Below are 22,895 nucleotides of genomic sequence, written 5' to 3' on the forward strand. Positions count from 1 at the left end.
AAACCTGCCATCGTTAGCTGTCAATCTCGCCATGACCTTTACGTTAACGTAAATATGCGCCAGAGTAAGTCGCGCTTGAATCAGCTCCCAGAACAACCACAAAAAGGGACCGCCATGAATCAACCGAGCTATACCCAGGGCCGTCAGGACAAGCCGTTGCTGGCCATGACCATCGGCCAGGCATTCGACCAGACGGTCGCCCGCTTTGCCCAGCGCGAGGCGCTGGTGGTGCGACATCAGCAGCAGCGCTACACCTGGCAGACGCTGGCCGCCAGCGTCGACCTGCATGCCCGCGCGCTGATGGCGCTGGGGCTGAAAACCGGCGATCGCTTAGGCATCTGGGCGCCCAATTGCGCGCAGTGGTGCATTGCCCAGTTCGCCAGCGCCAAGATCGGCGTGATCCTGGTCAACATCAACCCGGCGTATCGCACCAGCGAGCTTGAATACGTGCTCAAGCAGTCGGGCTGCCAGTGGCTGATCAGCGCCGGTGCCTTCAAAACTTCCGATTACCACGCCATGCTTGGCGAGCTGCTGCCCAACCTCGCCCAGCAAGCGCCAGGGCAGCTACGCAGCGAACGCCTGCCGGAGCTGCGCGGGTTGATCAGCCTTGATGCCCAGCCGCCAGCAGGCTTTCTGCCCTGGGAGCGCCTGGCCTGGCTGGCCAGCGAAACCGACCCGGCCGACTTCCAGGCCCGTCAGCACAGCCTGCAGTTCGACCAACCAGTGAACATCCAGTACACCTCCGGCACCACCGGCTTCCCCAAGGGCGCGACCCTCAGCCACTACAACATCCTCAACAACGGCTACATGGTCGGCGAGAGCCTGGGCCTGAGCGAGCACGACCGCATGGTGATCCCGGTGCCGCTGTACCACTGCTTCGGCATGGTCATGGGCAACCTCGGCTGTGTCACCCATGGCAGCACCATGATCTACCCCAACGACGCCTTCGATCCGCTGCTGACGTTGAACTGCGTCATCGAGGAGAGGGCCACCGCCCTGTATGGCGTGCCGACCATGTTCATCGCCATGCTCGATCACCCGCAGCGTAGCGAGATGGACCTGTCGACCCTGCGCACCGGGATCATGGCCGGCGCCACCTGCCCGATCGAGGTGATGCGCCGGGTGATCGGCGAGATGCACATGAGCGAGGTGCAGATCGCCTACGGCATGACCGAAACCAGCCCGGTGTCGTTGCAGACCGGCGCCGATGACGACCTTGAACTTCGCGTGACCACGGTAGGGCGGACCCAGCCGCAGCTGGAAAGCAAGATCATCGATGAGCAGGGCTGCATTGTGCCGCGCGGGCAGATCGGCGAGCTGTGCACCCGCGGTTACAGCGTGATGCTCGGTTACTGGGGCAACCCGGCGGCCTCCAGCGAAGCCATCGATCCGGCCGGCTGGATGCGCACCGGGGACCTCGCGAGCATGAACGAGGCCGGCTATGTGTGCATCGCCGGGCGCAACAAGGACATGATCATTCGCGGCGGTGAGAACATCTATCCGCGCGAGCTGGAAGAGTTCTTCTTTACCCACCCGGCGGTGGCGGATGTGCAGGTGATCGGCATACCCGATGAGCGTTATGGCGAAGAGATCGTCGCCTGGATCAAGTTTCACCCCGGCCACAGCGCCAGCGAGATCGAACTGCAGCAGTGGTGCAAGAGCCGCATTGCCCACTTCAAGGCCCCGCGCTACTTCCGCTTTGTCGATGAGTTTCCGATGACGGTGACCGGCAAGGTGCAGAAGTTCAGGATGCGCGAGATCAGCATTGAAGAGCTGATCAAACGCTGATTTTTCGCGGGGCAAGCCCGCTCCTAGATATTGTAGGAGCGGGCTTGCCCCGCGATGTCTACGCTTTCACCGGCGGCTCGTTACTCGGCGGGTCGCCCACGGTGGGCGGCACCGTCGGTTGCACCGGCACCTCATCAGGGTCCTGCTCTGGCACCGGCGGTGGCAGTGTCGGGTCGTCTATATTCGGATCGGGCGTTTCAGCCGGGATGGGAATGTTCATGGCCTGACCTCGCAACGGGGTTGTGGATGGCATGCTCAGGGTTTCGACCCCGGGCCCGGCCAATCGCTCATTTTTTTTGAACCCCGGGCCGCGCCCCCGCTCTGAACCTTTACCGCCACTTCATAACGGAGCAACGTTCGATGACCCGCGATGAGCCCTTCGAAACCGACCGTATGACTGCGGCTAGCGACCACCCGGACCAGGCCCTGAGCCTGTCCCAGGCCTTGCTCGAACCGCGGATCGTGATCGAGAACACCGTGCCGGTGCTTGATGGCGGGCTGTTTGCGGTCAAGGCGGTGGTCGCTGAGCCGGTGCAGGTCAGCAGCAAGGTTTACGCCGACGGTCATGACGCCCTGGCGGTGATGCTCAACTGGCGCCAGGCCCACAGCCGGCGCTGGCACTGTGTGCCGATGCAGTTTGCCGGCAATGACCTGTGGCAGGCCGAGTTCACCGTCAGCGAGCAGGGCCGCCACCTGTTCAGCATCGAGGCCTGGATCGACCCGTTCGCCACCTATTGCCACGACCTGGAGAAGAAATTCAACGCAGGCGTCGCGGTGCCCCTGGAGCTGCAGGAAGGGCTGCTGCAGATCGAGCACAATATCGCTCGCAGCAACGGGCCCCTGCGTGACCAGCTGCAGGCCCTGTACCAGCACCTGCCCGGTTTGCCCGTCGACGAGCAGGTGGCCTTGCTGCTGCACCCGGACACCGCCGTTCTGATGGCCGAGGCCGAGCACCGTACCTACCTCAGCCGCAGCCCTGAATACCCGCTGGATGTCGAACGCATCCAGGCCCGGTTCGCCAGTTGGTACGAGCTGTTTCCGCGCTCGGTCACCGACGACCCCGAGCGGCACGGTACCTTCAATGACGTGCACCAACGCTTGCCGATGATCCGCGACATGGGCTTTGACGTGCTGTACTTCCCGCCCATCCACCCGATCGGTGTGCGCCACCGCAAGGGCCGCAACAATGCCTTGCAGGCCGAGCCCGGTGACCCCGGCAGCCCTTATGCGATTGGCGGCGCCGAGGGCGGGCACGAGGCGATTCACCCACAACTGGGCAGCCGCGAGGATTTTCGCCGGCTGGTGGCCGCCGCCGCCGGGCATGGCCTGGAAATCGCCCTGGATTTTGCCATCCAGTGTTCCCAGGACCACCCCTGGCTCAAGGAGCACCCGGGCTGGTTCTCCTGGCGCCCGGACGGCAGCATCCGCTACGCCGAGAACCCACCGAAAAAGTACCAGGACATCGTCAACGTCGACTTCTATGCCGCCGATTCGGTACCGGCCCTGTGGCTGGCGCTGCGCGATGTGGTGGTGGGCTGGGTCAAGGAGGGGGTCAAGACCTTTCGCGTCGACAACCCGCACACCAAGCCCTTGCCGTTCTGGCATTGGCTGATCGCCAATGTGCGCAGCCAGTACCCGGACGTTATCTTCCTCGCCGAGGCCTTCACCAAGCCTGCGATGATGGCGCGCCTGGGCAAGGTCGGTTACTCCCAGAGCTACAGCTACTTCACCTGGCGCAACACCAAGGCCGAGCTGCAAAGCTACTTCGAGGAGCTCAACCAGCCGCCGTGGTGCTACTGCTACCGGCCGAACTTCTTCGTCAATACCCCGGACATCAACCCGTACTTTCTGCATGAATCGGGGCGCGCCGGCTTCCTTATTCGCGCCGCGCTGGCGGCCATGGGCTCAGGCCTGTGGGGCATGTACTCAGGGTTCGAGCTGTGCGAGGCGACGCCGGTGCCAGGCAAGGAGGAATACCTGGATTCGGAGAAGTACCAGATCCGCCCGCGCGACTTCAGCCAGCCAGGCAACATCATCGCCGAAATCGCCCAGCTCAACCGCATCCGCCGGCAGAATCCGGCCTTGCACACCCACCTGGGCGTGGCCTTCTATAACGCCTGGAATGACAACATCCTGTACTTCGGCAAACGCACTGCCGAGCGCGACAACTTCATCCTCATCGCCGTCAGCCTCGACCCGCACAACGCCCAGGAGGCGCACTTCGAGCTGCCGTTGTGGGAGCTGGGCCTGGACGACCATGCCGACACCTTCGGCGAAGACCTGATGAGCGGCCATCGCTGGACCTGGCATGGCAAGACCCAATGGATGCGCATCGAGCCCTGGCACCTGCCGTTCGCTGTCTGGCGTATCGAAAAAGCCCACTAGAAAGGAGTCGAGCATGGCCAAGCGCGCCCGCCCAGCCGCCTTTATCGATGATCCGTTGTGGTACAAGGACGCGATCATCTACCAGGTACACGTCAAATCCTTCTTTGATTCCAACAACGACGGCATCGGTGACTTCCCCGGCCTGATCGCCAAGCTCGACTACATCGCCGAGCTTGGGGTCAACACCCTGTGGCTGCTGCCGTTCTACCCTTCGCCACGGCGCGATGATGGCTACGACATCGCCGAGTACAAGGCAGTGCACCCCGACTACGGCACCCTGGCTGACGTCAAGCACTTCATTGCCGAGGCGCACAAGCGCGGCCTGCGGGTGATAACCGAACTTGTCATCAACCACACCTCCGACCAGCATCCGTGGTTCCAGAAAGCCCGGCGCGCCAAGCCGGGGAGCAAGGCCCGGGACTTTTACGTGTGGTCCGACAGCGACCAGAAGTACGACGGCACGCGGATCATCTTCCTCGACACCGAGAAATCCAACTGGACCTGGGACCCGGTGGCCGGCCAATACTTCTGGCACCGCTTCTACTCGCACCAGCCGGACCTCAATTTCGACAACCCGCAGGTGCTCAAGGCGGTGCTCGGGGTCATGCGCTACTGGCTCGACCTGGGCGTCGACGGCCTGCGCCTGGACGCCATCCCTTACCTGATCGAGCGCGACGGCAGCAACAACGAGAACCTGCCTGAAACCCACCAGGTGCTGAAAAAGATCCGTGCCGAGATCGATGCCAACTACCCCGACCGCATGCTCCTGGCCGAGGCCAACCAGTGGCCGGAAGACACCCAGTTGTACTTTGGCGAAGGGCAGGGCGATGAATGCCACATGGCTTTTCACTTCCCGCTGATGCCGCGCATGTACATGGCCGTGGCCCAGGAAGACCGCTTTCCGATCACCGACATCCTGCGTCAGACCCCGGAGATCCCGGCCAACTGCCAATGGGCGATCTTCTTGCGCAACCACGATGAGCTGACCCTGGAGATGGTCACCGACCGCGAGCGCGACTACTTGTGGAACTACTACGCCGAGGATCGCCGGGCGCGGATCAACCTCGGCATTCGCCGGCGCCTGGCGCCATTGCTGCAGCGCGACCGGCGCCGGGTCGAGCTTTTGTGCAGCCTGCTGCTGTCGATGCCCGGCACGCCGACCCTGTACTACGGCGACGAAATCGGCATGGGCGACAACATCTACCTGGGCGACCGCGATGGCGTGCGCACGCCGATGCAGTGGTCGATCGACCGCAATGGCGGGTTTTCGCGCGCCGACCCGGCGCGCCTGGTGCTGCCGCCGATCATGGACCCGCTGTACGGTTTCCAGTCGGTCAACGTCGAGGCCCAGGCCCACGACCCGCATTCGCTATTGAACTGGAACCGCCGCCTGCTGGCGGTGCGCAAGCAGCAAAAAGCCTTCGGCCGCGGCGCACTGAATATGCTCACGCCGAGCAACCGGCGGATTCTCGCCTACATCCGCGAGTACACCGGCAGCGACGGCAAGACCGAGATCATCCTCTGCGTGGCCAACGTCTCGCGCGCCGCACAGGCGGCTGAGCTTGAGCTGCAGCAGTACGCCGACAAGGTGCCGGTGGAGATGCTCGGCGGCAGTGCCTTCCCGCCGATCGGCCAGTTGCCGTTTCTGCTGACCTTGCCGCCTTACGGCTTTTACTGGTTCCTGCTCGCTGACAAGGACCAGATGCCCAGCTGGCACATGGAACCGGCCCAGAGCCTGCCGGAGTTCACCACCCTGGTGCTGAAAAAGCGCATGGAGGAGCTGCTTGAAGCGCCGTCGCGGGCCACCCTGCAAGACAGCATCCTGCCCCAGTACCTGCCCAAGCGCCGCTGGTTTGCCGGCAAGGAAAGCCGCATCGAACAGGTGCAGATCGCCTACGGCGTGCGTTTTGGCGACGCCACCAGCCCGGTGCTGCTCAGCGAGATCGACGTGCAGGGCGGCGGCCAGAGCAGCCGCTATCAACTGCCGTTCGGCCTGATCGGCGAAGAAAACATCAACAGCCCGGCGCCGCAGCAACTGGCCCTGGCGCGGGTGCGCCGCGGCCGCCAGGTGGGGCTGATCACCGATGGCTTCGTGCTTGAGAGCTTCGTGCGCGCGGTATTGGCCGGCTGCAAGGACGGCTTGCGCTTGCCGTGCAGCGAGGGCGAGCTGCGTTTTACCGCCACAGAACAACTGGCGGCATTGAACCTGGGCGACGACGCGCAAGTGCGATACCTGAGCGCCGAGCAGTCCAACAGTTCGGTGGTGGTCGGTGGCAGCCTGGTGCTCAAGCTGATCCGCCGGGTCAACCCCGGGGTGCACCCCGAGCTGGAGATGAGCGCCTACCTGACGGCCGCAGGCTTTGCCAATATCTCGCCGCTGCTGGCCTGGGTCAGCCGCGTCGACGCTAAGGCGCAACCGCACCTGCTGATGATCGCCCAGGGCTACCTGAGCAACCAGGGCGACGCCTGGGACTGGACCCAGAACAACCTCGAACGGGCCATTCGCGACGAGATGGAGCCTTCGAGCAACGATCAGGACGTGCACACCGATGCCCTGCAGGACCTTGCCGATTTTGCCGCCTTGCTCGGCCAGCGCCTGGGCGAGATGCACCTGCTGCTGGCGGCGCCCAGCGCCGATCCGGCGTTCCAGCCGCGGGCCAGCAGCAGCCGCGACAGCCAGGCCTGGAACACGCACATCAGCGCCCAGCTGAGCCGCGCCCTGGACCTGCTGCAAGCACATCGCGCCAGCCTCGACAGCGCCAGCCAGGCCCTGGTCGACGACCTGCAACAGCAACGCAAGAGCCTGCTCAAGCACATAGCCGAACTGAGCAAACAGGCGGTCGGCGGGCTGTTGATGCGCGTCCATGGCGACTTGCACCTGGGCCAGGTGCTGGTGGTGCAGGGCGATGCCTACCTGATCGATTTCGAAGGCGAACCGGCGCGACCGCTGGATGAGCGGCGGGCCAGGCACAGCCCGTACAAGGATGTCAGCGGCGTACTGCGTTCCTTCGACTATGCTGCAGCGATGGTGCTGCGCAGTGCTTCTGCTGTCGACCTTTGCGAGGCTGCCCGTCAGGCGCGTCAGCGCGTCGCCCGCCGTTACCTGCACCAGGCCCGGCATGCTTTTGTCGAGGCCTATGGGCTGGCCACCGCGGCCATGCCCCATGCCTGGCAGCAGGCTGACGGCGAGCAGGCGGCGCTGGCGTTGTTCAGTCTCGAGAAAGTCGCCTACGAAATCCTCTACGAAGCCGAGAACCGTCCGCATTGGCTGGCCGTGCCTTTGCATGGCCTGCATGGTCTGATCAGTACCTGGGGAGAGCAGTAAATGACGCAACGCAAGCGCGAGGAAGGAGGACTGGGGCAGCGCGATATCGATGCCCTGGTAAGAGCCGAACATACCGACCCGTTCGCGGTGCTCGGTCCGCACCCGGATGGTGCCGGTGGCCAGTTTGTCCGCGCCTACCTGCCCAACGCTCTGAACGTACGGGTGCTGGCCCGTGACGACAGTCGCGTGCTGGCAGAGCTGGAGCAGGGCCCGGTACCGGGGTTGTTCATCACACATCTGCGCGAATCGCAGCCGTACCTGTTGCAGATCAACTGGGCCGGCGGCGAGCAGATCACCGAAGACCCTTACAGCTTTGGGCCGTTGCTCGGCGACATGGACCTGTACCTGTTTGCCGAGGGCAACCACCGTGATCTTGCGGGGGCGATGAGCGCGCAACCGCTGAATGTCGAAGGCGTCGATGGCGTGCGCTTTTCGGTGTGGGCACCGAACGCCCGGCGGGTCTCGGTGGTGGGTGATTTCAACAACTGGGACGGCCGCCGTCACCCCATGCGCCTGCGCCATCCGTCCGGGGTCTGGGAACTGTTTGTGCCGCGCCTGCGGGCCGGCGAAGCGTACAAATACGAAGTGCTCGGGCGCGACGGCATCCTGCCGCTCAAGGCCGACCCGCTGGCCCGCGCCACCGAGTTGCCGCCGAGCACCGCCTCAAGGGTCGCCGGCCCCCTGGCCCATGAGTGGCAAGACCAGGACTGGATGCAGCTGCGCGGTGAACGCCAGGCCAGCAGCGCGCCGCTGTCGATCTACGAATTGCACGCCGGCTCCTGGCAATGTGAGCTGGATGACAATGGCGAAGTGGCGCGCTTTTACAACTGGCGCGAGCTGGCCGAGCGCCTGGTGCCCTATATCCAGCAGCTGGGCTTTACCCATATCGAGCTGATGCCGATCATGGAGCATCCGTTTGGCGGCTCCTGGGGTTACCAGCCACTGTCGATGTTCGCGCCGACCGCGCGCTACGGCAGTGCCGAAGACTTTGCCGCCTTCATCGACGCCTGCCACCAGGCGCAGATCGGCGTGATCCTCGACTGGGTGCCGGCGCATTTCCCCACCGACACCCACGGCCTGGCGCGCTTCGACGGCACCGCGCTGTACGAGTACGACAACCCGCTGGAGGGCTTCCACCAGGACTGGGACACGCTGATCTACAACCTTGGGCGCACCGAAGTGCACGGCTTCATGCTGGCCTCGGCGCTGCACTGGCTCAAGCATTTTCATATCGACGGCCTGCGCGTCGATGCCGTGGCCTCGATGCTCTACCGCGACTATTCGCGCAAGGCCGGCGAGTGGGTGCCCAACCGCCATGGCGGGCGCGAGAACCTCGAAGCCATCGACTTTTTGCGTCACCTCAACGACGTGGTGGCCCTGGAGGCCCCCGGCGCCCTGGTGATTGCCGAAGAGTCCACGGCCTGGCCTGGGGTCAGCCAGCCGACCCAGCAGGGCGGTTTGGGCTTTGCCTACAAGTGGAACATGGGCTGGATGCACGACACCCTGCATTACATCCAGAACGACCCGATCCACCGCACCTATCACCACAACGAAATGAGCTTTGGCCTGATCTATGCCTACTCCGAGCATTTCATCCTGCCGATCTCCCACGACGAGGTGGTGCACGGCAAACATTCGCTGATCGACAAGATGCCCGGCGACCGCTGGCAGAAATTCGCCAACCTGCGCGCCTACCTGACCTTCATGTGGACCCATCCGGGCAAAAAACTGTTGTTCATGGGCTGTGAGTTTGGCCAGTGGCGCGAGTGGAACCACGACAGCGAACTGGACTGGTACCTGCTCAAGTACCCCGAGCATCTGGGTGTGCAACGGCTGGTCAGCGACCTCAACCGTTTGTACCGCGACGAGCGTGCGCTGCATGAACAGGACTGCGTGCCGCAAGGCTTTCAATGGTTGATCGGCGATGACGCGCACAACAGTGTGTATGCCTGGCTGCGCTGGAGCGTGAACGGCGAGCCGTTGCTGGTGGTGGCCAACTTCACCCCGGTGCCGCGCGAGGGCTATCGCATCGGCGTGCCGTTTGGCGAGCGCTGGGCCGAGGTGTTCAACAGCGATGCCGAGGGCTATGCCGGCTCCAACTACGGCAACCTTGGCGAGGTGGCCAGCCAGGCCCAGCCCAGCCATGGCCAGCCGCTGTCGTTGCGGCTCAACCTGCCGCCGCTGGGGGTGTTGATCCTGCGGCCGCAGTGATGGCCAGCGCTCGCATCACCAGCGCACCCTGACACCGAGGTTGCCGATCAGGCCGTTGAGGTCATTGTCATCGACATCGCTGCTGTAGTCGGCGCTGACAAACAGCGCCACTTTCGGCGTGACCCGCGCCACCAGGCCCAAGCCCAGTTCGACGGTGGCGGAGTTGCGCCCGCTGCTGATCTTGTCGACCTTGTCCAGGCTCACGGTGTCGGCATTGGAGAAGTCGTACCAGACGTTGGTGCGCACGAACGGCTCGATCGGCATGCCGCGCACGTTGTAGCGCGCCGACAATTTGGCACCGACCCGGCCGGTCCAGTTGGGCTGCTGGTCAAAGGCTTGCTGGGTGTCGGTCTGGGTCTGACTGCCGGGAAAGTACTGCTGGTTGATCAACTGTGCTTGCGGTTCCAGGGTCCAGTTGTTGCCCAGGCTGATCGGGTAGCCGCCCTCGACCGAGAGGGTCAGGGCGTGGCCGTTGCCATCCAGGCGCTGGCCGCTCTCGCTGCGGCCATTGATATCAAAGCGCGTGCCCATGGCCACCGCATCCAGGTGCCAGCCCTGGTCGTGGGTCATGCTCCAGTACACACCCAGGCTTTGCCCGTCGAGGTTGAGCACGCTCTCTTTGTTGGCGACCTGGGGTTTGCGCAGGCCGTCGAAACCGCTTTGCAGGTTGCTGTGGCCGACAAAGAAACCGGCGCGGTGAGTATTGCCGCCAGCGGTTTCACGAATAAACAGGTCCGGGCTGATCTGCAGGCTCTGGTTCGGCGTGGCGAGGTTGTCGGCCTCCGGGCTCGAGGTGCGCACCGCAGTCGGGAAAAACTGCGCCCACTGGCTGGCGATGCTGTCGTTCGGTGCTGGCGCATGGCGTTCGGCCAGGCGTTCGGAAAACGCACCGAGGGTGCTCAGGCCCAGGCCGCTGGCGCTGACCGGGTTGAGCGAAAGTACAGGTTGGGCCTGCACCAGGTTGTTGAACGGGTCGTTATCCTCCAGGCCCAATGCATGGGTTTCCAACGGGGTTGCCAGTAGCAGCGACGTGGAAACCGCATAGAAAACATACTCAAAGCCCGCAGGATTCGGAGTTTTTTTCATGGCGGTTCTCCTCTGTTTTTATAAGCCAGGGTTCTGGCCTGATGTCACGGGCTGTAAAGCAAAACCAGAGGGCGACCCAAACCAGCAAACCGGTCCCTGTCGCGCGCTGAAAAGCGCGCGCTAGAGGCTCGGAATGGAATCTGCAGTTGCTGCATTACTTGTAGCTAAGGAGAGGACGGGGCGGGCGTCAAGAAAGCGTGAAATAACCGTTGTCAAGCTATTGGTAGTGGCAATTAGCTGAAATTAAACAAAAATTTACATCCTATAGCCGCAACCGCTCTTTCCAGCGGTGCGGCTATGCCGAATGATTGCTAAAGCTGCACTTCCACGGCCAATGGCAGGTGATCGGAGAGGTGGCTCCAGGGCTTGTTGCCGAGAATTTGCGGGGCATGGCTGTGGGCGTTGCGCAGGTAGATGCGGTCCAGGCGCAGCAGCGGCAAGCGCGCCGGATAGGTGCGGGCAAGCAGACCGTGATGACGCTCGAAGGCTTCGTGCAGGTCGCGGTGCAGGTTGAGGGTGCGGTTGCCGCGCAGTTTCCAGTCGTTGAAGTCGCCGGCGATGATCACCGGGGCATCGCCAGGCAGTGAGTCGAGCAGCTTGCGCAGCAGTTGCAGCTGCTGTTGCCGGTGGCTTTCGAGCAGTGACAGGTGCACGCAAATGGCATGCACCTCGCGCTGCCCGGGCACATCCAGCACGCAGTGCAGCAGGCCGCGGCGCTCGGGGCCGGTGATCGAGACATCCAGGTTGCGGTGTTCGATGATCGGGTACTTGGACAACAGCGCGTTGCCGTGATGGCCGTCCGGGTACACGGCATTGCGCCCGTAGGCGAAATCGCTCCACATGCTGTCGGCGAGAAACTCGTACTGCGAGGTCTGCGGCCAGCCGGCGTAACGGGCGGCATGGCGGTCGTGGGAGCCGAGCACCTCCTGGAGAAAGACGATATCAGCGCGGGTGCTGCGCACCGCTTCACGCAGTTCGGGGAGGATGAAGCGCCGGTTGAAGGCGGTAAAGCCCTTGTGGGTATTGACGGTCAGCACCCGCAGGCGCTTGACCGCGGCCGCCTGGTTTTCAGACATCATCGTCACGGAACAGCTCCAGCAACAGCAACGAGCGGCCACTGACCTGGAACTCGCTGCCAAAGTCATGATGCTCGCCTTTGCGCAGTTGCGGCCGGTCGGTGTCGATCAGGCAGTTCCAGTATTCGCCTTCCGGCACCTCGGGCAAGGTAAAGGCCACGGTATCGTGGTGGGCGTTGACGATCAGCAGCAAGGTGGCATCGGCGCCGGGGCGCAGAATACCGCTGACCTGGGCGCGGCCATCCATCAGCATGCCCAGGCAGCGCCCGTGGGCGTCCTGCCATTGCTCGACGCTCATCTCGCTGGCGTCCGGCGCCAGCCAGGTGACGTCCTTGACCCCGATCGCCTCATTGTAGTCACCGACCAGAAAACGCGAACGGCGCAGCACCGGGTAGGCCAGGCGCAGCTTGGTCAGGCGCTTGACGAACTTGAGCAGCGCCGCGCCATCCTCGTCCAGCTCCCAGTTGATCCAGCCGATCTCGCTGTCCTGGCAGTAGGCATTGTTGTTGCCGTGCTGGGTGCGGCTGAACTCGTCGCCGGCGACGATCATCGGCGTACCCTGGGCCAGCAGCAGGGTGGCGAAGAAATTGCGCATCTGGCGCAGGCGCAGGGCCTTGATCTCGGGGTCGTCGGTGGGACCTTCGACGCCGTGGTTCCATGACAGGTTGTTGTTGCTGCCGTCCTGGTTGCCTTCGTCGTTGTCCTCGTTGTGCTTGTCGTTGTACGACACCAGGTCGCGCAGGGTGAAGCCGTCATGGGCGGTGATGAAGTTGACCGAGGCGTAGGGCCTGCGCCCGCGGCGGTTGAACAGCTCGCCGGAGGCGGTCATGCGCGCGGCAAAGTCGGCCAGCTGGCCTTCGTCGCCTTTCCAGAAAGCCCGCACGGTATCGCGAAAACGGTCGTTCCATTCTGCCCAGCCGGGGGCGAAATTGCCCACCTGGTAGCCACCGGGGCCGCAGTCCCAGGGCTCGGCAATCAGCTTGACCTGGCTGAGCAGCGGGTCCTGGCGGCAGGCAACGAGAAAGCTGTGACGCTCGTCGAAGCCCTCGTGGTAGCGGCCGAGAATGGTCGCCAGGTCGAAGCGAAAACCGTCGACGTGCATCTCGCCGGCCCAGTAACGCAACGAGTCGGTGACCAGTTGCAAAACACAGGGGTGGCTGAGGTCGAGGGTGTTGCCGGTGCCCGAATCGTTGATATAGAAGCGCTTGTCATCGGGCATCAGCCGGTAGTAGGAGGAATTGTCGATGCCGCGCATCGACAGGGTCGGGCCCAGCTCGTTGCCTTCGGCGGTGTGGTTGTAGACCACGTCGAGAATCACCTCCAGGCCGGCGTCATGCAGGTGCGCGACCATCTCCTTGAACTCGGCGATCTTGCCGTTGGCCAGGTAGCGCGGGTGCGGGGCAAAAAAGGCGATGCTGTTGTAGCCCCAATAGTTGTTCAGGCCCTTTTGCAGCAGATGCTGGTCGTTGACGAAGGCATGGATCGGCAGCAACTCGATCGAGCTCACCCCAAGCTGCTTGATATGCCCCAGCAGTTCGTCGCACATCAGCCCGGCAAAGGTGCCGCGATTGGCCTCTGGCACCGCCGGGTGGCGCATGCTGATACCGCGCACGTGGGCCTCATAGAGGATGGTGCGCTCCCAGGGAATGCCCACGCGCTGGTCGCGGCCCCAGGTGTAGGCCGGGTCGATGACCTTGCACTTGGGCACGAACGGCGCACTGTCGCGCTCATCAAAGCTAAGGTCGCCGTCGGGGTGGCCGATGGTGTAGCCGAACAGCGCCTCGGACCATTTCAGGCTGCCGACCAGTTGCTTGGCGTAGGGGTCGATGAGCAGTTTGTTGGGGTTGAAACGGTGGCCGTTTTGCGGATCGTACGGGCCGTGTACGCGGTAGCCGTAGATCTGCCCGGGATGGGCATCGGGCAGGTAGCCGTGGAAGATCTCGTCGGTGTACTCCGGTAGCTCGATGCGTTCGAGCTCGACCTCGCCGCTGGCATCGAACAGGCACAGTTCAACCTTGGTGGCGTTGGCCGAGAACAGGGCAAAATTAACCCCCAGGCCATCCCAGCTGGCGCCCAGCGGGAAGGGCAGGCCCTCGCGGATGCGCGAGGGTTCGAGGTGAACTTCGGCGGTAGGCTTTGGCTTGCTCATGGAAATCCTTGATCAGACCGGGGGTTGGCACAGGGGTTATCGCGGGGCAAGTCGAGGCGTCGCACCGCCGCTCCCACAGGCTGTGCAGGAGCGGCGGTGCGACGCCTCGACTTGCCCGGCGATCAGGTTCATGCAGTCGGTGGCTTCTTGGTCGTCCTGGGCTTTTTCGGCGCTGGCGCAGTGCTTGCCGGCTTGGCCTTGGCGCTACTGGCCGGCGGCGCCTTGGCCGGTTTGCGCGGCGTTACCTTGGGCGCCAGCGCTTCGGCTTCGGCAAGCTTGCGCGCCATCGCCCAGTGCCGCTCTTCCTGGCCTTCGGGCTTACCTTCCGACTCCCAGATCTGATAGGCGAATTCACGGATACGTTTTTCTTCGACACTCATCTCTACGCTCCTGAGGACTTAACGATGTTCAACGAACAGATTGACCGGAAACTCCTTGAGTGCAGTGCTCAGCCACAGCTCCTTTGAGGCTGTGACTGCGCCTGTGGCAAAAAGTCCCGAGCAATTGCCAGGCGACAAGGCAAACGGCAAAACCAGCCGGGTATCGTCCCAGTTCTGTGCCGGGATCAGCGGTAGCGGTGATTGGCCAAGCAAGCTGCAGGCCAGGCGCGGCACCACCACCACGGCGCGCTGTTCGGCGCTCACCCGGGCAAACGCCAGGACCCGCCCGGCGTGTCTGCCGCGCACTTCGATCGGCAGGTACTGACCGCGCAGGAACAGCTGCGGGGACTGCTGGCGCCACTCCAGCACCTGGTTGATCAGCGCCTGTTTGACCCGGCCGCTGCGCCAGTCCTGGAGCAACTGCGCCGTTGTGGTGCCATCCGCCAGGGCCTGGCGCCGACCGGCAAAGTCCACCGCGCGGCGGTTGTCCGGGTCGACCAGGCTGAAATCCCAGAACTCGTTGCCCTGGTACAGATCGGGCACCCCGGGCACGGTCATGCGCAGCAGGCACTGCACCAGGCCGTTGAGGGCGCCTGGGCAGGCGATGGCCTGCGCCGCCTCGGCCAGGGAATGACGCAACTGCTGGCTGGCGCGCTCCAGCAGCAGGGTGTCGATGAAATCCAGGCAGGCCTGTTCATAGGCCTCGTTCGGGGCGCTCCAGCTGCTGCGCAACTTGGCTTCACGCAGGGCTTTGCGCTGCCATTGGCGCAGGCGCTCGGCATAGGCCTCAAGCGCCAGCGGATTGTTCTCATCAAGGTCCAGCGGCCAGCTGCCGAGCAGGGTCTGGTACAGCAGCAGCTCATCGCCTGCACCCGGCGCCTCGCCGTCGGCCAGGGTGCTGCGCAAGGGGCTGGCCAGCTCGCGCCAGTGTTCGACCCGGCTGGCAAACCAGCTGCTGCGTTCGCTGAGCACTGCCAGGAGCGCACGGCTGTCTTCGCCGCGCTTGTGGTCGTGGGTGGCGGTGGCCAGCAGGTTGTCCGGGAACTGCTCAAGGCGCGTGAGGCAATGTTGGTGAAAGTCCTCGACCGGGGCGCTGAAACGTTCGGCATCAAAACCTACATCGTTACGCGACAGCAACAGTGCCGAGCGGTAGAAGGCCGTGTCTTCCACGGCCTTGGCGGCGGTGGGCGAGGTCAGTTGCTGAAAGCGCACGCAGGCGTGGCGCAGGTGCTTGCGCGGCCGGCCGGGCGGCAAGCGCCGCCAGGGTTCGCCACCGAGCCAGCGCTGCAGGTAGTCGAGCACCGGCCAGTCAGCCTCGCTCAGGCACTGGCGGGCACCGCGCATGGCTTGCTGGAAGTACGCTTCATCTTCTGCCGGGCGCCCGCAGGCATTGATGTAGGTGCGGTACACCGGGTAGTGCTCGATCAGCGCCTGCAACGCCCGGCGAATGGCGCCCAAGGTCAGGTCGCGGCTCATCAGGTCGTCGCGGGCCACTTGCAACAGCGCCTGGGCCACCGACTCGAAATCGCCGGCCAGGCTGCCATTGAGGATTTGCTGGCGGGCCAGGCGCACTTCCTCGCTGAAGTCCGGGCGTTCGCTTAGCGCGCTCCATAGCGCCGCCAACTCTGCTTCGCCGTCTGGATCATGCTGCAGCAGCGATACCTGGTTCATGAACTCGTAGCCGGTGCTGCCGTCGACCTGCCAGTCGCGGTGCAGCTGCTCGTCGGCGCCGAGGATCTTCTCGACATAGATCGGAAAGTGCTCCAGCGCTGCCTCCAGTGGGCGCTGGGCCAAGAGCCCGTCGACCCGCCGGCGCAGCTTGCGGCAGTAGCCTCGCGGATCGGCCAGGCCGTCGATGTGGTCGATGCGCAGGCCGTCGACCAGGCCGCGGCCGATCAGCTCGAAGACCTTGCTGTGGGTGGCCTCGAACACCGCCGCGCGTTCGACCCGCAGGCCGCCCAGCTCGTTGACGTCGAAAAAGCGCCGCCAGTTGATATCGTCGCCAGCGGTGCGCCAGCTGGCCAGGCGGTAGGACTGACGTTCTAGCAGCGCGTGCAGGCGCTTGAAACCTTCGGGGCTGCGGCTGTCGAAGGCGCCGAGCACATCGTCCAGGGGCTGTTGGCGGGCCAGCGCCGCCAGTTCGGCCAGCAGCGGCCTGGCCTGCGCCGGCGCATCGTCAGCGCTGCGCAAGGCATTGAAGCGGCTGGCCAGTGTCTGCAGGGCTGCGCCACCTTCGGCGAGCACCAGGCCATAGTCGGCCGGGCAGATCGGAAAGCGGTGCTCGTGGTGCTGGATATGCAACTGGCCGGTTGCAGCGTCGAAGCGCAGCGGGATGTCGCCGCCTTGCAGCATCGCGCCGTAGTCACCGGCCAGAAACGGCAGCAGCAACTGACCTTCAAGCAGCGGGTCGGGCGAGTGCCACTGGATGTCGAAGAACTCGGCATAGCGGCTGCGCCGGCCCCAGGCCAGCAGGTCCTGCCACCAGGGGTTGTCGCTGCCGACCGCCATATGGTTGGAAACCATGTCGAGGATCAGGCCCATACCGTGCAGGCGCAGCGCTGCCACCAGGCGCTCTAGCGCAGCTTCGCCGCCCAGATGCGGGCTGACCTGCCCGGGGTCGACCACATCGTAGCCATGGCGCGAGCCGGGGCGCGCGCGCAGCAGCGGCGAGGCGTACAGGTGGCTGATGCCTAAGCGGGCGAAGTAGGGCACCAGCGCCGCCGCCTGGTCGAGGCCGAAGTCGGCATGAAACTGCAGGCGCAGGGTCGCGGTCAGGGCTTTCATCGGTCACGCTCCCAGGCTTGTTCGCGGGCCTGCGCCAGCAGCTCCAGGCGCCGCGCCGCATCCGCGTCGTCAAGCAGCGCGCTGGCCGCCAGGGCAAAGCGCCGGCGCCAGTTGGGGTGGCTGTCGATGGTGCCGGGCAGGTTGGGTTGCTCATCGACACCCAGCAGATCTTCCAGCGGTACCAGCACCAGCGGCGCGCGGGTATGGCCAAGGTAGCGGATGCTGGCATCGATCAGCGCGTCGCTCTCGGCCAGGGCCTGGCCGTAGTTCTGTTCAAGAGTGCGCCGCAGGCCCTGGCGCTCGTGTTGGCGGCTGTCGCGCCAGTGCCGCTCGGTGATGCCGTCGATCAGGCTCAGGCGCTGGTTCCAGTCGATATCACGGGCCTGCAGCCAGCCGGCCAGCGGCGGCAGGTCATGGGTGCTGGTGGTGGCCAAGGCGTTGTCGGGCCAGTCGAGGATGGGCTTGAAATGGCCGGGCGGGTCTTGCTCGAACAGCAGTACGCGCATGCCGAGGATGGCCCGCGCGGCGAGCTTTTCGCGCAGCCCCTCGGGCACGGTGCCGAGGTCTTCACCCAGCACGATGGCCTGGTGGCGCACTGACTCAAGGCTGAGCAGGCGCAGCAGATCATCGAGCGGGTAATGCAGGTAGGCTCCTTCGGCCGGGGTGGCACCCTGGGGGATCAGCCACAGCCGTTGCAAACCCATGACATGGTCGATGCGCAGGCCCCCGGCATGGGCAAAGTTGGCCCGCAGCATCTCGATGAACGCCCGGTAGCCGTTGCGTCGCAGGCCTTCGGGCGAGAAGGCGCAGATGCCCCAGTTCTGCCCGGCGCGGTTGAGAATATCCGGCGGCGCGCCGACATTGAGGCCGGCCAGCAGCTCGTCCTGGCGGCTCCAGGCCTGGCTGCCGGCGCCGTCGGCACCCACCGCCAGGTCGGCGATCAGGCCGATGCCCATGCCATGGCTGCGCGCCGCATCCTGGGCACGTTGCAGGCTGCGTTCGATCAACCACTGACAGAAGGCGTGAAACGCCACCTCCTCGCTGTGCTGGCGGGCGAAGGCGCTCACCTCGGGGCTGTGCGGGTCGTGCCAGGCAGCGGGCCAGTCGCGCCAGTCCTGGCCGATGTCGCGCTTGAGCGCGTGCTCCAGCAGTACCTCGAAGCGGCAGTGGCGTTCCAGGGCGGGGCCGGCGTGCTGGCGATAGCTGTCGAAGTCGGCGAACAACGGGTGCTCGGTGGCGATAAAGTCGCGGTACAGCGCACGCAGCAAACGCTGGCGAAACGATGCGGCCTGCGGCCAGTCGATCAGCGGCAGTTGTTCAAGCTGCTCCAGCGGCCCGTGCAACTGGCAGGCTTCAATGGCCATGCGCACCGCACGGTCCCCGAGCAGCGCCGCCGGGCTTGCATACAGGCTGTTGAGAAACACCCGGCTGGAGGGCGAGTACGGGCTGTAGCGCTGGCTGTCGCTGGCGAACATGGCGTGCAGCGGGCTGATCGCCAGGGCATCGGCGCCGCGTTCGGCGGCGCTGCGCACCAGCGCCTCGAGGGCCAGGCAATCACCATAGCCGCCGTCGTCGGGGCGACGCAGGCTGTACAACTGGGCGCTCAGGCCCCAGCAACGCGGCGTCGGCGTGCCCAGCGCATCGGCGATGCTGTAGCAGCGGGCTGGCGCCACGGCCAAGGTGAACTGCTGGCGGTCGATCTGCACCTGGTGATAGCCGATCGGCAAGCCGGCGGGGAGCCTGGCCTGATCATCCAGTTGCAACGGTTGTTCGCTGCCATCTTCAAGCAGCACCTGGCAGTCCATCGCTGGCGGAAAATAGCCGGACAGCTGCAGGGGGAGGCCGTGGTCAACCGTCAACAGCGGCGGCAGGTGGCGGGCATCGTGGGCGCGCAGCAGGGCCTGGATACTGGCTTCGATCGCCTCAACGCTGTCGGCCGGGTGGCCAAGGCCGGCCAGCACCCGCTGCAGCGCCGGGTCACTGACCCGCTGGGCGCGGCCGTTGGCGTCGATCCAGTCCACCGCCAGGCCCGCCAGTTCGGCCAGTTGCTGCAAGCGTGGGTCAGTCATGGGCAGGCTCCGCTGGAGTGGTCGGCAGCAGGCTGACCAGGGTGGTGTAGGGCGGCAATTGCGTGTTGCCGATGCAGCTTTCGCTACAGCTGAACAGGCGTGCAGCGTTGGCCGGCAGGTCGGCCACTTGCGCGGTAGGGCCAAGGTTGAGGTCAATACGCAGCTCGCCGCCGCGTTCGAGCTGCCAGCGCACCGTCAAGGCCTGCGGCCCCAGCACCCGGGCGCCGAGGGCATGGATGCCGGGCAGGTTGGGGACGATGTGGCGGGCGCGCAGGGCCAGTAATTGCCGGTACAACTGCAACCATGGCTGTTGGCTTGAGTGTGTTGGCCGCGGCCGCGAAGCGTCGAAGGTATCGAGGGCATTGGGGTCGGGAATCCGCGAGCGGGTGACGGCATCGGCGAAGTCGGCAAAACCGGCAAACTCGGCGCGCCGGCCTTCGCGTACGGCATCGGCCAGTTCATCGTGGTGATCGGTGAAAAACACAAAAGGTTGCTCGCAGCCCCATTCATCGCCCATGAACAGCAGCGGAATCATCGGCGCCAGCAGCAACAGGGTGGTGGCTGCGCGCAAGGCCTGGGGCGGGCACAGTTGGTTCAGGCGCTCGCCGAACGCGCGGTTGCCGATCTGGTCGTGGTTCTGCAGGAACAGCACGAAGGCCGTGGGGGGCAAATGCCCGCTGGGCTCGCCGCGGGGACGGCCGTTGCGGTCGGGCTGGCCCTGGAAGACGAAGCCCTGGCTCAGGCAGCGCGCGAGTTTTTCGATGGTCGACTCGCTGTAGTCGGCGTAGTACGCCTCCTGCTCGCCGGTGAGCAGCACGTGCAGGGCGTTGTGACCGTCGTCGTTCCACTGCGCATCGAAGCCCTGTTCAAGCAGGTGCGCCTGGTTGTGTTCGTTCTCAAGGGTCAGCCATACCTGACGCCCCGGGGTAATCTCGCTGCGCACCCGGCGCGCCAGTTCGGCAAGAAAATCCGGGTCGTCGATGGCGTGCACGGCGTCCAGGCGCAGACCGTCGACGCGGTACTCCTGCAGCCACATCAGCGCGTTCTCGATAAAAAAGTCGCGCACCTGGCGGCGGCGAAAATCAATTGCCGCGCCCCACGGGGTCTGGCGATCCTGGCGAAAAAAGCCACTGGCGTACTGGCCGAGGTAATTGCCGTCCGGGCCGAAGTGGTTGTAGACCACATCCATCAGCACCATCAGGCCATGGCCGTGGGCCTGGTCGATCAGTTCGCGCAGTTGCTCGGGGCTGCCATAGCTGTGCTGTGGAGCGAACGGCAGGACGCCGTCGTAGCCCCAGTTACGCTCGCCGGGGAATTGCCCGAGCGGCATCAGCTCGATGGCGGTAATGCCCAGCTCGGCCAGGGCCGGCAAGCGCTCGATCACCCCGGCATAGCCGCCGCACAGGCCGACATGCAGCTCGTAGATGACCGCCTCAGGCCAGGGGCGCCCGCGCCAGTCGGGGTACTGCCAGCGGTAGGCTGCGGGGTTCAGCAACTGGCTGGGGCCGTGCACGCCGTCGGGTTGGTAGCGCGACGCCGGGTCGGCCACCGTGAGCGTGGCGTCGATCCGGTAGCGGTAGCGGTCACCGGCCTTGCACGGCAGCTGGCCGACGAACCAACCGTCGGCCTGGGCCTGCAAGGGCTGGCGCGCACCGGCGTCGAATTCAACCTCCACCTGCTGTGCGTCCGGTGCCCACAGGGCAAACCGGGCGCTGTTGCTGTCCAGCATCACGGCCCCGTGGGTCGCGTGTTCCTGTGACCTCAAGGGCATACCTGCCATCTCCGCTTCAGCGTGGGGTTGCTCGGGCGTTTTCGACCAGCTCCTGATAAAGACGGGCATAAGGCTCGACGGCCTGGCACCAGTTGAACGGTTGGGTCATGGCCAGGCAGCGCATGGCATTGAGCAGGTTCTTCTTGCTGTACACGTAGAACGCCCGGCCCAGCGCTTCGCGGTAGCTGTCGACGGTCGATTCATCGAACAGAAAACCGGTGACGCCATTCTCGATGGTGTCGGCCAGGCCCCCGGTGTTGCGCGCCACCGGCAGCGAGCCAAAGCGCTGGGCGTACATCTGGCTCAGGCCGCAGGGCTCGTAGCGCGACGGCATGAGCAGGAAGTCGCTGCCGGCGAACATGCGCCGGGCATCGGTTTCGTTGAAGCCGATGCGCACGCCGATCTGCCCGGGATGGCGCAGGGCAAGTTCGCGCATGGCCTGTTCTTCTTCCGGTTCGCCACGGCCGATGATCGCGATCTGGCCGCCCTGGCGGACGATGTATTCGGCCACCCCCAGGGTCAGGTCCAGGCCTTTCTGGTAGACCAGGCGCGAAACCACTGCGAACAGTGGCCCGTTCGAAGGTTGCAGGCCGAACAGCTCACGCACCTGGCGGCTGTTGGCGGCCTTGCCGTGCCAGTCGTTGAGGCTGAAGGGGTGATCCAGGTGCGGGTCGCTGGCCGAGTCCCAGCTCTCGTCGATGCCGTTGGGAATACCGCTGAGCAGGCCTTGCTGGGCCTTGCTGGCGAGAAAGCCATCCAGCCCGCAACCGAACGAGGGCGTAGTGATTTCCCGGGCATAGGTGGCGCTGACCGTGGTGATGTGGCTGGAGTAGGCAAGGCCGGCCTTGAGGAACGACAGCTTGCCGTAAAACTCCATGCCTTCCTGCTGCAGGGCATGGTCGGGGATCGCCAGTTCCGGGCAGCAGGCACGGCTGACCACGCCCTGGTAGGCCAGGTTGTGGATGGTGAACAGGGTCGGCGTCTGCAGGCCGCGCCAGTGCATGTAGGCTGGGGCCAGGCCGGCCGGCCAGTCGTGGGCGTGGACCAGGTCGGGCTTCCAGTGGACCATGCCTTCACCAGCGGCGATTTCTGCCGCGGCCAGGCCCAGGCGGGCAAAGCGGATGTGATTGTCGGGCCAGTCGCGACCGTTGTTGGCACCGTAGGGCGTGCCCTCGCGCTGGTACAGCTCGGGACAGATCAACACATAGATGACCAGGCCATCGGCCAGGTCCATGCGCCCGATCTTGCAGGGCGGCAAGGCCGCGTGGCCGCCCAGCTCGCCGACCAGGTGGATCGGGTTGTCGCTTTCCAGTACCTGCGGGTAACCGGGGATCAGCACCCGCACATCGTGCAGGTGACGCATGGCCCGTGGCAGTGCCGCCGAGACATCGCCCAGGCCGCCGGTCTTGACCAGGTCGGCGATTTCCGAGGTGACGAACAACACTTTGCGTTTATGTGAAGAATGTCTGGGGTCAGCACCCAGTGCCTTGGCTGTCGGCGTGAAATCCGCTGCAAGCGGTTCACGCGAATCCGGGGTGAATTGCTCTACATGAGGTTCGACAGCGGCACTGATCATACTTCTCTCCGTCCCTATGTTGTGCGGGCGTGGGCGCCCGTTGTTGTTTGTCTACCGATACTGTTCTCTGTGAGTGGTATTGCCTTGCCTTCCATGCCCCGCAGCCAAGCGCACAAGCGCTACGCAAGCCGGCGTCCTGCCGACGGCGTGGTGACGATATGGGGTGGCTGGGCCGCGTCCGTTGAAGCGGAATCGATGGCCTACTTAGTTCCTGACCTACCGCGATTGCAGAAGTTTCGACTATTTTCAGTCGAGTTTTCCGGGCGATGTCTGGCCGAATACCGAGTGTAGGAGA

The 22,895-nt window shown here is 64.8% G+C and carries 13 protein-coding genes; 4 read left to right on the top strand and 9 right to left on the bottom strand.

Features of this window, described 5'->3' with window-relative positions; translation table 11 throughout:
- Positions 1-114: 114 nt before the first annotated feature.
- The gene (locus LOY37_RS11735; RefSeq protein ID WP_258716952.1) at positions 115-1,788 is read left to right on the top strand and encodes an AMP-binding protein; all 1,674 of its coding nucleotides are present in this window, start codon (positions 115-117) and stop codon (positions 1,786-1,788) included.
- A gap of 58 nt (positions 1,789-1,846) precedes the next feature.
- Here the strand turns inward: LOY37_RS11735 and LOY37_RS11740 are convergent, their stop codons facing one another.
- A complete protein-coding gene (locus LOY37_RS11740; RefSeq protein ID WP_177329165.1) occupies positions 1,847-2,008 on the bottom strand; it encodes a hypothetical protein in 162 nt (53 codons plus the stop codon).
- 140 nt (positions 2,009-2,148) lie between these two features.
- Between LOY37_RS11740 and LOY37_RS11745 the strand changes: the two genes are divergently transcribed.
- Genes LOY37_RS11745 through glgB form a run of 3 tightly spaced genes read left to right on the top strand, consistent with a single transcriptional unit; the run spans position 2,149 to position 9,709 of the window.
- Positions 2,149-4,173, top strand: a complete 2,025-nt coding sequence (locus tag LOY37_RS11745) for an alpha-1,4-glucan--maltose-1-phosphate maltosyltransferase (protein WP_258716953.1) — start codon at positions 2,149-2,151, stop codon at positions 4,171-4,173.
- A 13-nt stretch (positions 4,174-4,186) separates the two neighbouring features.
- Complete coding sequence (treS, locus tag LOY37_RS11750) at positions 4,187-7,498, top strand: maltose alpha-D-glucosyltransferase (RefSeq protein ID WP_258716954.1); 3,312 nt, start codon at positions 4,187-4,189, stop codon at positions 7,496-7,498.
- On the top strand, positions 7,499-9,709 hold the full coding sequence (gene glgB, locus LOY37_RS11755) for a 1,4-alpha-glucan branching protein GlgB (protein ID WP_258716955.1): 2,211 nt from the start codon (positions 7,499-7,501) through the stop codon (positions 9,707-9,709).
- A gap of 15 nt (positions 9,710-9,724) precedes the next feature.
- Here the strand turns inward: glgB and LOY37_RS11760 are convergent, their stop codons facing one another.
- The 8 genes from LOY37_RS11760 to glgA all read right to left on the bottom strand — a co-directional run bounded on the left by LOY37_RS11760 (position 9,725) and on the right by glgA (position 22,600).
- Entirely contained in the window at positions 9,725-10,795 is a 1,071-nt protein-coding gene (locus tag LOY37_RS11760) for an autotransporter outer membrane beta-barrel domain-containing protein (RefSeq protein ID WP_258716956.1), read from the bottom strand.
- 311 nt (positions 10,796-11,106) lie between these two features.
- Complete coding sequence (locus LOY37_RS11765; RefSeq protein ID WP_093383713.1) at positions 11,107-11,874, bottom strand: endonuclease/exonuclease/phosphatase family protein; 768 nt, start codon at positions 11,872-11,874, stop codon at positions 11,107-11,109.
- Positions 11,864-14,020 carry a glycogen debranching protein GlgX gene (glgX, locus tag LOY37_RS11770; RefSeq protein ID WP_258716957.1) on the bottom strand — a complete coding sequence of 719 codons (2,157 nt, stop codon included), beginning with the start codon at positions 14,018-14,020 and terminating at the stop codon, positions 11,864-11,866. Before glgX ends, LOY37_RS11765 begins: the two co-directional genes overlap by 11 nt.
- 128 nt (positions 14,021-14,148) lie before the next feature.
- Complete coding sequence (locus LOY37_RS11775; protein WP_213601521.1) at positions 14,149-14,400, bottom strand: DUF2934 domain-containing protein; 252 nt, start codon at positions 14,398-14,400, stop codon at positions 14,149-14,151.
- 18 nt (positions 14,401-14,418) lie between these two features.
- Entirely contained in the window at positions 14,419-17,184 is a 2,766-nt protein-coding gene (locus LOY37_RS11780) for a malto-oligosyltrehalose synthase (protein WP_258716958.1), read from the bottom strand.
- The gene (gene malQ / locus LOY37_RS11785; protein ID WP_258716959.1) at positions 17,181-19,253 is read right to left on the bottom strand and encodes a 4-alpha-glucanotransferase; all 2,073 of its coding nucleotides are present in this window, start codon (positions 19,251-19,253) and stop codon (positions 17,181-17,183) included. The genes LOY37_RS11780 and malQ overlap by 4 nt, the downstream gene beginning before the upstream one ends.
- Positions 19,246-21,024 (bottom strand): malto-oligosyltrehalose trehalohydrolase, encoded by a 1,779-nt coding sequence (treZ, locus tag LOY37_RS11790; RefSeq protein WP_258716960.1) that lies wholly within the window; start codon positions 21,022-21,024, stop codon positions 19,246-19,248. The genes malQ and treZ overlap by 8 nt, the downstream gene beginning before the upstream one ends.
- Positions 21,025-21,040: 16 nt before the next feature.
- Entirely contained in the window at positions 21,041-22,600 is a 1,560-nt protein-coding gene (gene glgA, locus LOY37_RS11795; protein WP_045198548.1) for a glycogen synthase GlgA, read from the bottom strand.
- Between the last annotated feature and the right edge of the window lie 295 nt (positions 22,601-22,895).

The organism is Pseudomonas sp. B21-012 (assembly GCF_024749305.1).
Lineage (GTDB): Bacteria > Pseudomonadota > Gammaproteobacteria > Pseudomonadales > Pseudomonadaceae > Aquipseudomonas.

Excerpts from the sequence above, each read along its gene's own strand:
- LOY37_RS11735 (WP_258716952.1), top strand. The coding sequence starts at position 115 with ATGAATCAACCGAGCTATACCCAGGGCCGTCAGGACAAGCCGTTGCTG.
- LOY37_RS11740 (WP_177329165.1), bottom strand. The coding sequence starts at position 2,008 with ATGAACATTCCCATCCCGGCTGAAACGCCCGATCCGAATATAGACGAC.
- LOY37_RS11745 (WP_258716953.1), top strand. The coding sequence starts at position 2,149 with ATGACCCGCGATGAGCCCTTCGAAACCGACCGTATGACTGCGGCTAGC.
- treS (WP_258716954.1), top strand. The coding sequence starts at position 4,187 with ATGGCCAAGCGCGCCCGCCCAGCCGCCTTTATCGATGATCCGTTGTGG.
- glgB (WP_258716955.1), top strand. The coding sequence starts at position 7,499 with ATGACGCAACGCAAGCGCGAGGAAGGAGGACTGGGGCAGCGCGATATC.
- LOY37_RS11760 (WP_258716956.1), bottom strand. The coding sequence starts at position 10,795 with ATGAAAAAAACTCCGAATCCTGCGGGCTTTGAGTATGTTTTCTATGCG.
- LOY37_RS11765 (WP_093383713.1), bottom strand. The coding sequence starts at position 11,874 with ATGATGTCTGAAAACCAGGCGGCCGCGGTCAAGCGCCTGCGGGTGCTG.
- glgX (WP_258716957.1), bottom strand. The coding sequence starts at position 14,020 with ATGAGCAAGCCAAAGCCTACCGCCGAAGTTCACCTCGAACCCTCGCGC.
- LOY37_RS11775 (WP_213601521.1), bottom strand. The coding sequence starts at position 14,400 with ATGAGTGTCGAAGAAAAACGTATCCGTGAATTCGCCTATCAGATCTGG.
- LOY37_RS11780 (WP_258716958.1), bottom strand. The coding sequence starts at position 17,184 with ATGAAAGCCCTGACCGCGACCCTGCGCCTGCAGTTTCATGCCGACTTC.
- malQ (WP_258716959.1), bottom strand. The coding sequence starts at position 19,253 with ATGACTGACCCACGCTTGCAGCAACTGGCCGAACTGGCGGGCCTGGCG.
- treZ (WP_258716960.1), bottom strand. The coding sequence starts at position 21,024 with ATGCCCTTGAGGTCACAGGAACACGCGACCCACGGGGCCGTGATGCTG.
- glgA (WP_045198548.1), bottom strand. The coding sequence starts at position 22,600 with ATGATCAGTGCCGCTGTCGAACCTCATGTAGAGCAATTCACCCCGGAT.